Below are 13,120 nucleotides of genomic sequence, written 5' to 3'. Positions count from 1 at the left end.
GTGAGGTGAAGAAGATGCCAACAGATACTTTTTTCCATTTACCTAAGGAAAAACAAGATCGCATTATTGCCGCAGCGAGAAAGGAATTTTCAAGAGTGTCTCTAAGTGAAGCTTCAATTGCCAATATTGTGAAAGAGGCCGGTATTTCTCGGGGGAGCTTTTATCAGTATTTTGAAAATAAAGAGGATGTTTATTTTTACTGCTTCCATCTCATGCATCAAATGGGCTTTGAAGAGTTATTTAAAATCTTAAATCAAGTGCAAGGAGATCTTTTTCAAGGTTTTCGCCAATTCTTTGCGCGAGCTTTGCCGATGATTTTTTCTAGTGAGCATGCCCAATTTTTCAAAAATAGTTTTATGAATATGGATTATCGTGCTTCTAGAGAAATGGCTAAAAAATTCATGAAGCAACATCCGCATTTAGAACCAAACGAGAAAAAGCATCTACGACATCCCCATCCGGAGCATTCTAGAGCTTTATTGGAGCTAATCGATCGAAAGAAATTACAAGTATCAGATGATCATGAATTGATGATGTTGATTCAAATGATGATGAATGCTGTTTTTTCTACGATTATTGAAGGATTTAGACAACAAAAAATCTCTGAAAATAAAGAGGATGAAGCACCATTAGACATTGATCAATTACTACAGCAGTTATATTGCAAATTTGATTGGCTAGAACATGGAGCTAGCAGAAAGGACGAAATCAATGATTAAATTAGCCAAGCGCATCTCGCTTTTTTCAGCCTTAGGGGCCTTGCTATTTATGATTATTCAAGTGCTTGCGGAATTATATCTACCAACTTTAACCTCCAACATTATCAATGATGGGGTAGCTAAGGGGGATATTGATTATATTTGGCACACAGGGTTTATCATGATTGGCTATTCTTTAATTAGTATTGTAGCAGCAATCGGTAATACGTATTTTGCTACCAGAGAATCTCAAAAATTAGGAAAAACCTTACGGAGTGAAATCTATCGTAAAGTCGAAAAAGCTTCCTTACATCAATTTGATCAATTTGGGACAGCTTCATTAATTACTCGTACAACCAATGATGTGAACCAAGTCCAATTAGTGATGCAAATGTTTTTGCGAATGATGATCAATGCACCAATCACCTTAATTGGTGCCAGCATCTTAGCTTATCGTAAGGATGCTGAATTGACCAAAATCTTTTTAATCGTCATTCCAATTATTACGATTTTCATCGGTGGGTTAATGTATTTTGCGGTTCCTTTATTTAAGAGTATGCAAAAGAAAACGGACCGCTTGAATTTGGTTTTTCGTGAAATCTTAACTGGTGTGCGTGTCATTCGTGCTTTCGGTAAAGATGATTTTGAGAAAAAACGTTTTGATGAAGCCAACTTAGACTATACGCAAACCGCAATTAAAGTAAATACCATCGTTGCTTTTATGATTCCGTTTATGACCTTGGTGATGAGTGGAACCAATATTGCGATTACCTGGTTTGGAGGGCATTTAATTGCTGATCGCACCTTAGAAGTAGGAAATCTAATTGCCTTTATGACTTATGCGATGCAGATTTTAATTAGCTTTATGATGTTATCCATGATTTTTGTCTTGGTACCTAGAGCGCAGGCTTCTGCTGAACGGATTAATGAAGTGCTAGATTTACCAGCAGATATGCTTGATCCCACTTCCCCACAAACCATCGAATCAAAAGGTAAAGCAGCTAGCTTAGTCTTTAAACAAGTCGACTATCGCTATCAAGGTGCTGAAAAATTAGCCTTAGAAGCAATTGATTTTACGGCTGAGGCGAATCAAACGGTGGCGATTATCGGTGGGACAGGTTCAGGAAAAACTACCTTAATCAACTTGATTCCTAGAATGTATGATATTGAAAAAGGGGAAATCTTAGTCAATGGTCGAGACATTCGCCAAGTTACGCAGCATGATTTACGCCAAGTCATCGGCTTTGTTCCTCAAAAAGCGGTGTTATTCTCAGGGACCATTCGTGAAAATATGCAATATGGGTATCCTCAAGCGAGCGATGCCGAGATTTGGCGAGCTTTAGAGATTGCTCAAGCAAAAGATTTCGTCGAACAATTGCCAGATGGTCTTGATCACCATGTTGAACAAGGTGGGGGGAACTTCTCTGGTGGACAAAAACAACGACTATCCATTGCCAGAGCATTAGTCAAACCAGCTGATATCTATGTCTTTGATGATTCCTTCTCAGCGCTAGATTTCAAAACAGATGCAAAATTACGCCAAGCCTTAAAAGCCCAAATGCACGATAAGATTAAGGTTATCGTTGCCCAACGAGTAAGTACGGTCATGGATGCAGATCTGATTTTAGTTCTAGATGAAGGGAAAATTGTCGGTAAAGGCACGCACGAAGAATTATTAGCCGAAAATGTAACCTATCAAGAGATTGTTCACTCACAATTAAGAGAGGAGGACTTAGCCTAATGAGTAAAGCAAAAAAAGCAGCAGCACCAATGACTCCTCGCCAAGGACATGGACCAGGACATGGACCAGGTCATGGGGTTGGCATGAAAGCTGAAAAGCCAAAGAATTTTTGGAAGACGGTCAAACGCTTATTTGGCTATATGTCTAAACGCTTAGTAGCGATTGCCTTAGTCTTTATCTTAGCCATCGCATCAGTCATTTTCCAAATCCAAACGCCAAAAATTTTAGGGAAGGCCACGACCGAAATCTTTAATGGCGTGATGAAGGGTTTCATGCAGATGAAGATGGGCATGCCAGTCAAGCATTTTCCAATCAATTTCGACAAGATTAAGGAAATTATCCTGATTGCGATTACCATGTATGTCATTTCAGCGGTCTTTAGCTTTTTACAACAATTTATTATGACTAGAGTATCGCAAAAAACGGTCTATGAAATGCGCAAAGATTTAGACCATAAAATGAGTCGTCTGCCAATTAGCTATTATGACACCCATACCAATGGAGATATTATGTCACGGGCCATTAATGATATGGATAATATCGCTGGCACGCTGCAACAAAACTTAACCCAATTTATTACCAGTATCGTTACTTTCATCGGTGTATTATGGATGATGCTAACGATTAGCTGGCAGTTAACGCTAGTCGCCTTAGCTACTGTCCCCTTAAGTTTAGTTGTGGTGATGATTATTGCACCAAAATCGCAAAAATACTTTGCCGCTCAACAAAAAAGCTTAGGTTTATTAAACAATCAGGTTGAAGAAACATACGGAGGACATACAGTCGTTAAAGCCTTCAATCATGAAAGCAAAGATCAAGAAATCTTTGAAAAAGAAAATGAGGCACTCTATCATGCTGGCTGGAAGGCCCAATTTATTTCAGCGATGATTATGCCGTTGATGAATTTCGTCAAAAACCTAGGCTATGTCTTTGTAGCCGTGCTAGGTGGAGTCCGTGTGGCTCATGGGCAATTACCATTAGGGGATGTCCAAGCCTTCTTACAATACACGAACCAATTCGCTCAACCGATTACGCAAATTGCTAGTCTGTTAAATACGATTCAATCAACCGTGGCCTCTGCTGAACGGGTCTTTGAGGTATTAGATGAAGCAGAAATGACCAACGAAGCAAGTGGACTAGCCGTTGAAACCAATTCACCGTATAAGGTTCGCTTTGAACATGTGCAATTTGGCTACACCGAAGATCGATTATTGATGGAAGATTTTAACTTAGATGTCAAGCCGGGTGAAATGGTGGCTATCGTTGGGCCAACTGGTGCCGGCAAAACGACCCTAATTAATCTATTGGAACGTTTTTATGATGTCAAAGGTGGTAGCATCCGCTATGATGGCAAAGATACGCGTGATTTAAGCCGCGAAGAATTGCGTCAGCATTTCTCCATGGTCTTACAGGATACTTGGCTATTTACGGGGACGATTTACGACAATATTCGCTATGGGAATGAACACGCGACTGAAGCAGAAATTTATGCAGCCACTAAAGCTGCCCATGTGGATGAATTTGTTCGCAAATTACCAGATGGCTACCAAACGATTTTAAACGAAGAGGCCAGCAACATCTCCCAAGGGCAACGTCAATTAATTACCATTGCTCGGGCCTTTTTAGCTAATCCAGATGTCTTGATTTTAGATGAAGCGACTTCTAGTGTGGATACCCGTACAGAGATTTTAATCCAACAAGCGATGAATCGCCTGTTAGAAAATCGGACCAGCTTTGTCGTGGCGCACCGTCTATCAACGATTCGTGATGCCCACAATATCATTGTGATGAATCACGGTTCAATCGTTGAAACCGGTAATCATGAAGAACTTATGGCAAAAGATGGCTTCTATGCTGAATTGTATAATAGCCAATTCCAAGAAGATATTGCCTGATCACTACGCAAACGGGGCTGACCCAAAAATCCAATCTAAAAAATAAATTATCCGAATGTTCGCTGCTAATTTTATTCAAAATTAAGTTGAACATTCGGATTTTTTTATTGGATATTTGGCATTCTGAGATCACTCTAATACGAGAATAACTTAACCACATATTTGAGAGTTATTTGATTAAATTGATTGATTTTAATCAAATAAAATGTGATGATGAAGTTATTACATTTCAGATTTGGAGGTAACTAAACAACTGCAATCAAAGGAATTGAATTACTACCACCACTAGTAGAATTGAAATTAATCGATGTAGACAAGGCTAAAAGAAAAAATAAGGTTTATATTAATTATGATTTATTGCGTATCTTGAGTTAGTTAATGAAGAAAATATTGATTAATTATCGACTACTGGATAATCTGGTAGTCGAATTTTTTAAGGCTAACTAGCGAGTGGACTAACCCCGAGCGAATAACAAGAAATACCTTATAACTGCAATTACTCTACAAATATATTTCAACAATTCGGCTTTCTTGCTATAATAAAATGGTGTATGAAAAACGACTAGTATAATGATGAATCATCAATCCATTCATTTGTTCGTTCTAGCAAATGATGCTAAGTGCTAATTGGAGGAAACCTAACATGACCTTAACGGTGAAAAATTTAACTGGGGGCTATTTTAATCACCCAGTTTTAAAAGATTTAAATTTTGAAGTCAAAGACGGAGAATTAGTCGCTTTAATCGGCTTAAATGGTGCGGGGAAAAGTACCACGATTAAAGAAATTATCGGGCTATTACAGCCACATCAAGGAAGTGTCCAAATTAATGGCCAATCGTTAAAAGAAGATCCAGAAGGCTACCGTAAGCAAATCGGCTACATTCCAGAAAGTCCGGCGTTATATGAGGAATTGACCTTAAAAGAGCATATTGAAGTGACTGCGATGGCTTATGATATTCCTATGGATGAAGCCTTCAGACGAGCCCAGCCATTACTTGAGACCTTTCGTTTAGATAAGCGTTTGGATTGGTTTCCAGCGAACTTTTCTAAAGGGATGAAACAAAAGGTTATGCTGTTATGTGCCTTTATGATTGAGCCGAGTCTGTATATCATTGACGAACCGTTTCTAGGCTTGGATCCTTTGGCGATTCATGCCTTGTTGGAATTATTAAAAACCATGAAAGAACAGGGTGCCGGCATTTTGATGTCTACACACGTCTTAGCCACTGCTGAAAAATATTGCGATCGCTTCATCTTCTTACATGAAGGACAAATTAAAGCCCAAGGTAGCCTAGCAGACATTCGTCAGCAATTCAAGCTGCCTAACGCTTCACTAGATGAATTGTATATCGCTTTGACTAAGGAGTGATAGACAAAATGATGAAAGAATTATTTAACCAACGTGTACGGATTCATCAACGACAATTACAAAAATATTTGCGCTATATTATCAATGACAGCTTTGTCGTGATTATGACCTTTTTATTTGGTGGAGCGGTGGTGTATTATACGAGTTTTTTAAAGCAGCTGCCCACCCCTTATCCACTCGGTCAGGTCATCAGTTTATTGATTCTGCTGTTTGCGCTACATATCGGTAAGCTAGCTACCCTACTAAAGCCTGCTGATCAAATCTTCTTACTGCCCAAAGAAGCGCAAATGGCTCGCTACTTACAAAGCGCCTTGCTGTATTCACTGATCGTACCAATACTTAGTTTAGCATTGATTTTAGGTTTCTTGATGCCCTTTATTCAGGTCAGCTTTGCGAGTTCACTCAATCATTATCCTTGGCTCTTGCTTAGCTTAGTGGGGTTAAAAATTGCACAGCTACAAGTGCAACGTTATCAGTGCTATCAACTAACTAGTAAGCAAGGGAGGATTGCTTATCTTGCGTGGCTAGTAAGCAGTCTGGTTACTCTAGCTATCGCTTTATGGTTCAATCACTTACTTGGCTTAGCCCTAGCAATGCTGGTACTTCTTGGCTTTAGCTGGTATCTCAAGAAGGTTCAAGTACAAATGATTTTTTGGGAAAGGATGATTGCGCGCGAGCAAAATCGCTTGCATCGAGTCTATCAATTTATCAATCTCTTTACTGATGTGCCATTTATCCAAGCAAAAATGAAACGTCGCCGCTATTTAGATGGTATCCTGCGCTACTTACCAAAAAATCAACAACATACCTTTTTACATTTATTTGTTCGGCGCTTTTTAAGAAGTGATGAATTCAGTGGGCAAACCTTGCGCTTAGGTATTGTGGGAAGTATCTGTTTAGTTAGTCTGAATGATTGGCGCTTTGCTTTAGTGCTCAGTCTATTGTTTATTTATCTGATTGCTTTTCAACTGTTACCTTTATCACAGCAATATCAATATATGATTTTAACGCAGCTTTATCCAATTTCACGAACCACACAGCAGGCGAATTTCATCCAAAGCTATCGGTTTATCTTGCTAAGTGTGGCGTTTGTTTTTAGCCTAGTGAATCTAATCAGCACGCCTTTACTCTATGCCTTGTTGATTTTCGGTGCAAATCTAGTCTTTAGCTTGCTATTGATTTATCTTTATGCACCGAACCGTCTAAAAAAACTACAAAATATATAATTATCCCAATGCCGTCTAGCCTTGCTGGACGGTTTTTTTGTGTGCAGTTTTGATAATCAAAGGAGGTAAAACAGTTTAAAACGATTCTTGATTTAGCGTTATTTAATTTTGCGGTTTAGTCTAAATTTTCTAATTTTCGCTCTAAAAAATAGTTCCAAATTTAGAACGAATGTAAACAATTTTTGACTTTGTAAACATAGGACGAAGCTTGATATAATCGCGTTTTTATTGAAAATGTAAAGATTTTCTATTTTTTATATAAAAAAATGTTTACATATAAGCTTTTTTTTCTCAATTTTCGCTAAGATTTTTATCTATAAAAAAGATTAATAATTACTTTAAATGTTTTTGGAAAAATAATGAAAGCATGAATTCGCTTAAAAAATTTTTTAAAGACTTTAAAAGATTGATTTATCAATATTTGCTATCTCAAAATTTATTGAACCGTAATTTTTATCGATTTATAAAATATTTACCAACCATCTTTACATATGAAATGTACGTTATTTTAATTTGCTAATAACGCTTATATGACAACGTTTTTCTTTACATATTTAAAATGAGAATTTGAATTTATTTAATTCTGGTGTTACTCTGTAGTTGTGAAAAGACATAAAAAATGGTTCTTTATTTGGTAGCAAAGAGAATATTTTATCGACATTTGTAGTCTATTAATTGAAAGAGGTGAGTAGCTTGAAGGACGAAAAAATTCAAATCAAACGCTTAAAGAAAAAGGATTTGATTTTCCTCTTAGAACAGCTGGAAACTGAAAATCAAGCCCTTCAAACCAAAATCTCTCAACTAGACACTGCAATTGCCCATCCAGAGTTATCTCATTTGCCCAAAGGTAGTAACCAAGAGCTTTTACAAACATTAACGCATATTTTAAATGAATAGTTAGGAGGAGAAGAGATGCAACGTATACAATCGATACCTGCACTAAAAGCTGCAGATATTCAAGCTGAAGTGCAACGGCTACAGCAAAAAAAGCGCAATCGCCTGATTTTTCGCAATACACTCATTTTCCTCTTAGCAGTGGTGGCTTTGGCTGTACTTTTAGCGCAGACGATTTTTCCAGTCATGCAGACTTTAGGTAATTCTATGGCCCCCACCTTGCAACAAGGCGATACCTTAGTGGCGGTAAAAACGAGTAAGCTACATAAGGGAGATTTAGTGGCGTTTTATTTCAATAATCGTTTGCTAGTTAAGCGTGTGATTGGTTTGCCCGGAGATACGGTGGATATTGATAAAAAAGGCCAGGTAACTGTCAATGGCAAAGCGCTAAAAGAACCCTATGTCAAAAATCTGGTAAAAGGTGAGGTCAATATTAAACTACCATTTGAGGTACCGCAAGAGCGTTACTTCGTGTTAGGCGATGACCGAGAAACGACCATTGATTCAAGAAACAGTATTGTCGGTACCGTAGCGCCGGATCAACTCGTCGGTAAAGTGGTATTAAGAGTATGGCCTTTTGAGCGCTTTGGCAATCCAAATCAATGAATGAGGCCAGTTTAAAACAAGGTATATTTTTTGCTTGTATGTTCTACATCATTTAGAACCAAAAGCAAAGTGTATATAGTTGGTTGTTGGAATATGGGACAAGTTAGGGTTTGTTGGCTATCTACTCGAAGAAAGGGACAAACGTTGAATGGTTTGTTTTGAGTAGGTAAGAAAAAAGAGAGGAGGCAAGGCGATTTTTTAAGATTTTAGGTAACTCTTGGAAAGCGCGAATAAAAATGAAGGAGGAAAAGATCATGCATACCAAGAAAAGTAAAATATGGACAGGGCTTTTCACCCTGTTATTAGTGTTAGGAATTATTTTTCCAATGTTAGGCGCATTAAAACAAATTAGTGCGGCAACCAATGATCCTGTTGATATTAAAATTACGAATGCCTACAAGGGAGCAACCTATAAGGGCTGGAAAATTTTAAACGCAACCGAAACGGATCAATACGTTTCGGGAACTTCTGGTGCTAAGAAGCTACAATATTCTGTTCCAGATGCAGCCATGCGTACAAAATTGGCTACGGCATTAAATATGACACAAGGAACTGATACGGATGCTGTATTCGATAATAAGATTATTCAAAAATTATCTGAAATGACCAATGATTCAGATGCCTTAAAGACTTTTGCACGTAAGATGTATGACCTAATTAAGGACGATACGGCATCTTTAGCTGCCACAAAAGCAATGGATGGTACAGCTGGTTCTCAAGATTCTACAATTACTTGGAATGATGCTGCAACGGGATACTATTTACTAAGTGAAGATACTAGTACGATTGCTACAGCAGATCAGGCTGCAGGTTACAAGCCTTCACTAACCGTATTAAATGCGGTAGCTGATAGTTATGCAACAAATGGCGTGTTAAGTATTACAATGAAACATGATAATGTACCAACTGTTGAAAAGTATATTAAAGAAGATAATGATGATACAACTGCAACCACTACACCTTTATATCGTAAAGGTGCAGATCATGATATTGGTGATACAATTAGCTTCAGACTACAAGCAACAGTACCTGATAATGTAGCAGAATTCCAAAAATACTTTATGAGTTTTGTCGATACTTTATCTAAAGGTCTTACTTATGATTCGGGTTCAGTTAAAGTCTATAAAGTAGCTAACGCTAATGTGAGTAGCTTAACCAATAATGTTGCTACACTTTCTGGACAAACTTGGGCAACAACAGTGGATAATTCTGAATACACAGTTACTGCAACAACGAATACCGGTGCAAGTAACACTTTAACTATTGCCTTAAGTGATTTAACAGGTGATGTTGCAGCTGGTGATAAAATCGTTGTAGAATACACTGCAAAATTAAACAGTGATGCAGTAATTGGTAGTGAAGGTAACCCAAACAGTGTTTATTTAACCTATGCTTCTGATCCAAAAGCAACAGATGGCGGAACTCCGGGTCGTACACCAGAAGATAAGGTTATCGACTTTACCTTCCAAGTAGATGCAAATAAGGTAGACGGTGCAGGCGCAGCTTTAGCCGGTGCAGGCTTTACCTTATACAAAAAAACAAATAATGCAAGCGATACAGATTTCTCAACAACAACAACTGGTTGGAAGAAAGTAAAAGAAATCGCAGCTGCAGATAATAAGACAGCATTCTCATTTACAGGACTTGACGAAGGAACTTATAAATTAGTCGAAACCACGGTACCATCTGGTTATAACAAAGCAGCGGACATTGATTTTACGGTTGTTCCTACTTTTGCTGCAGATAAGAAATCAATTACAAAATTAGAAATTAAAGATTCTGCTAATAAAGTAATTGGTAGTACAGATTCAACTGACAATACTAATTCTAAGGTATTTACTGTAGATTTAACTGCTGGTAAAGCTTCGACTAATGTTGTCAACAACTCTGGTAAACAATTACCATCAACCGGTGGTATGGGTACAGTGTTACTTTACACAGCCGGTGCGATTTTAGCAGTCGGTGCAGGAGTATACTTAATCGTTAAACGTCGTACGACTGTAAAATAAAACAACAACGAAAAACGCATGATCTAGCAATTGTTCCAAAATGTTCTTGTATCTAAGTGTCTAGCTTTTGTTAGCACTTAGATACAAGTGATATAAATGTTAGGCAAGAATGTCAATCTGCAGGGAGAATTCAATTGACCTAGCATTTTCTCCACAGATTGGCAAGCTTGCTAGCGAATATAAGGGGATGACGATGCTTTCGCTGATAAAAAGAGAGAAGGAGGCAGACAAAATGCGAAAAAGATTTTTTTCAATTTTTATGTGGCTGATTTTGATTATCGGTATTTCCTTACTTCTCTATCCAACAATCAGTGAATATTGGAATTCCTTTCACCAAACACGAGCAATTGCTACGTATCAAGACAAGATTAAACAATTATCACCAGAAGAATATAAAAAAATCTGGGCCGATGCCAAGGAATACAATCGTGAGCTTTTACAACAGCCAGATCGGTTTACTATGACTAAGAAAAATCGTCAATTATATGATCAGCAGCTAGCGATTGCTGATGATGGACTAATGGCTTATTTAGAAATTCCAGCCATTCGGGTTTCTTTACCCGTCTATCATGGGACGAATGAAGATATTTTAGCGATTGGTGTCGGTCATATCTTTGGTAGTTCGTTACCAGTTGGTGGCAAGACCACGCATAGTGTCCTTTCAGGTCATCGTGGTTTACCTTCAGCAGTACTATTGACTCATCTTGATCAACTAGAAAAGGGCGATGTGTTCATGATTCACGTCCTTGATAAGACCTTAACCTATCAAGTGGATCAGATTAAGACCGTTACGCCACCAGAATTTGATGATTTAAATATCGTTCAAGATAAAGATTACTGTACCTTGGTAACCTGTACACCATATGGGATTAATACCCATCGCTTATTAGTTCGTGGCACACGAATTGGGAGTATTTATGGTCCAGACATTAGCTTTATCACTGCTGATGCGAGAAAGGTTTCACTTTATTGGTCAGCATTAGCATATGGCATACCACTATTGATTTTGTTACTGACGATTTTATTCTCCTATGATAATTGGCAATCAAAACGCCAAAGACAAAAAGCACAAATTTGGCTACAAATGCAAAATGAAAAGAATCATTATCATGTTGATGGATAAAAGTTGATTGATAAAAAGGTGGTGAGAAACGTGAAGAAACTAGGCTATCTACTCATGAGTATTACCATGTTACTAATTGTTGGCTTGGGGCTAGGAAGAGTGGCTTTAGCAGCGGAAGAAACGCCAGATATCACCCTTAAAGCGGAACATGGAGAGCATATAGCAATTCCTGATGTCACGTTTCATTTATATACGGTTGCTTCAATTGCTGCAGATGGACAGTTGATTTTTGAAGCACCATTTGACAATTTAAAGCTAGACACGCAACCACTTTCAGAAGAAAATATTCAATCATTATCAAATACCCTTTCTGCTTATGTGAAGGCCCAAAATATCGCTGCCAGTCAAACAAAAGCGACGGGTCCAAGTGGTGTTTTGACCTTTAGTCTGACTAATTATGAAGAACCAGGCAAAGTTTATCTGATTCTTGGAGATAGTGTGACGATTAATCAAGAAAAATTATCGTTTCAACCATTATTGGTGCAAATTCCTTATCAAACAAATGGCAATCTGCATCCAATCATTATTCCTAAGCCAGTCAAGCTACCTGAACAAACTACTAAGGACTTGTCTGTGGTCAAGGTTTGGAAAAACGATACCGAACAAACACGACCTACCAGTATTACAGTCGGTCTATATAAAAATGGCCAAAAACAAGCAGAGCAGGTATTAAACGATGCCAATAGCTGGCGCCACACCTTTACAGCGCTAACAGCAAATGATGATTGGCAAATCGTAGAAGAAAATGTACCAAGTGGTTATACCGTAACTATAAATGAAACCACAAGTACGATTGTTGTTACCAATACCAAGACTACGCCACCGACGACAACTAAAACGCCGCCAACAACGACGACCACTACCGGAAAACGCCTGCCACAAACTGGGGTATTATGGTGGCCGGTTGCGGTGCTATCGATTATCGGTGGTTTTTCATTAGTCATTGGCATCCTTCGTCGGCATACCCGTCTAAAACTGGGCATTTATCTAGGACTGTCATTAATGAGTATGGCAGCCGGGATGACGATTTATAATATTTGGGATGATAATCGTGCAGCGCAAGAAGTAAGTAAAATTAATCAAGAATTAAAACAAAAAACAGCCCAAAATGCATCAAGTGTCACTTCGCCAGTTTGGGATCAAGATATGTCGATGCCTACGCAGTCCGTAGAAAATGAACGAGTGATTGGCACGCTTAGAATTGACAAATTGAACCTTGAGTTACCGATTTTAAGAGACTGGTCACCAGCTAATAGTAAGATTGCGCCTTGTCGGTATGAAGGAAGCATCTATAAGAATAATTTGATTATTGCTGGGCATAATTATCTCGCTCACTTTGCCAAATTAAATCGTCTAACGACAGGAGATGCAGTCAGTTTTGAAGATATGGAAGGACGTATTTTTGATTATAAGGTTTCAAGTATTGAAATGATCGATGGTAGCGATGTAAGTGCGATGACATCTGGTAAATGGGATTTGACTTTATTTACCTGTAACTATGATGGCACACAACGCTTAACCATTCGTTGTGTAAAAAATTTTGAACAGGGGGTCTAAGT

At 38.1% G+C, this 13,120-nt stretch carries 10 protein-coding genes; all 10 read left to right on the top strand.

Annotated elements, in window-relative coordinates; all coding sequences use genetic code 11:
* Positions 1 to 14 precede the first annotated feature (14 nt).
* The 10 genes from RK02_RS07125 to RK02_RS07080 all read left to right on the top strand — a co-directional run bounded on the left by RK02_RS07125 (position 15) and on the right by RK02_RS07080 (position 13,118).
* Positions 15 to 719, top strand: a complete 705-nt coding sequence (locus tag RK02_RS07125; RefSeq protein WP_016183582.1) for a TetR/AcrR family transcriptional regulator — start codon at positions 15 to 17, stop codon at positions 717 to 719.
* Positions 712 to 2,439 carry an ABC transporter ATP-binding protein gene (locus RK02_RS07120; protein ID WP_016183581.1) on the top strand — a complete coding sequence of 576 codons (1,728 nt, stop codon included), beginning with the start codon at positions 712 to 714 and terminating at the stop codon, positions 2,437 to 2,439. The genes RK02_RS07125 and RK02_RS07120 overlap by 8 nt, the downstream gene beginning before the upstream one ends.
* Entirely contained in the window at positions 2,439 to 4,334 is a 1,896-nt protein-coding gene (locus tag RK02_RS07115; RefSeq protein WP_016183580.1) for an ABC transporter ATP-binding protein, read from the top strand. Before RK02_RS07120 ends, RK02_RS07115 begins: the two co-directional genes overlap by 1 nt.
* Before the next feature lie 643 nt (positions 4,335 to 4,977).
* Complete coding sequence (locus RK02_RS07110) at positions 4,978 to 5,703, top strand: ABC transporter ATP-binding protein (protein ID WP_016183579.1); 726 nt, start codon at positions 4,978 to 4,980, stop codon at positions 5,701 to 5,703.
* Between the two features lie 8 nt (positions 5,704 to 5,711).
* Complete coding sequence (locus RK02_RS07105; protein ID WP_016183578.1) at positions 5,712 to 6,929, top strand: ABC transporter permease; 1,218 nt, start codon at positions 5,712 to 5,714, stop codon at positions 6,927 to 6,929.
* Positions 6,930 to 7,622: 693 nt separating this feature from the next.
* Positions 7,623 to 7,826, top strand: coding sequence for a hypothetical protein (locus RK02_RS07100; RefSeq protein WP_016183577.1), 204 nt, complete (start codon positions 7,623 to 7,625; stop codon positions 7,824 to 7,826).
* A 15-nt stretch (positions 7,827 to 7,841) separates the two neighbouring features.
* On the top strand, positions 7,842 to 8,429 hold the full coding sequence (lepB, locus tag RK02_RS07095) for a signal peptidase I (RefSeq protein ID WP_016183576.1): 588 nt from the start codon (positions 7,842 to 7,844) through the stop codon (positions 8,427 to 8,429).
* Positions 8,430 to 8,683: 254 nt separating this feature from the next.
* The gene (locus RK02_RS07090) at positions 8,684 to 10,438 is read left to right on the top strand and encodes an isopeptide-forming domain-containing fimbrial protein (protein WP_016183575.1); all 1,755 of its coding nucleotides are present in this window, start codon (positions 8,684 to 8,686) and stop codon (positions 10,436 to 10,438) included.
* Between the two features lie 232 nt (positions 10,439 to 10,670).
* Positions 10,671 to 11,561: a class C sortase gene (locus RK02_RS07085; RefSeq protein WP_016183574.1), complete on the top strand. Its 891-nt coding sequence runs from the start codon at positions 10,671 to 10,673 to the stop codon at positions 11,559 to 11,561.
* A gap of 30 nt (positions 11,562 to 11,591) precedes the next feature.
* Complete coding sequence (locus RK02_RS07080; protein ID WP_016183573.1) at positions 11,592 to 13,118, top strand: sortase domain-containing protein; 1,527 nt, start codon at positions 11,592 to 11,594, stop codon at positions 13,116 to 13,118.
* The last annotated feature ends 2 nt before the right edge of the window (positions 13,119 to 13,120 follow it).

The sequence above is a fragment of the Enterococcus columbae DSM 7374 = ATCC 51263 genome, assembly GCF_000406925.1.
In the GTDB taxonomy this organism is placed as follows: Bacteria; Bacillota; Bacilli; order Lactobacillales; family Enterococcaceae; genus Enterococcus_E; species Enterococcus_E columbae.
This window is presented reverse-complemented; position numbering and strand designations above follow the sequence as displayed.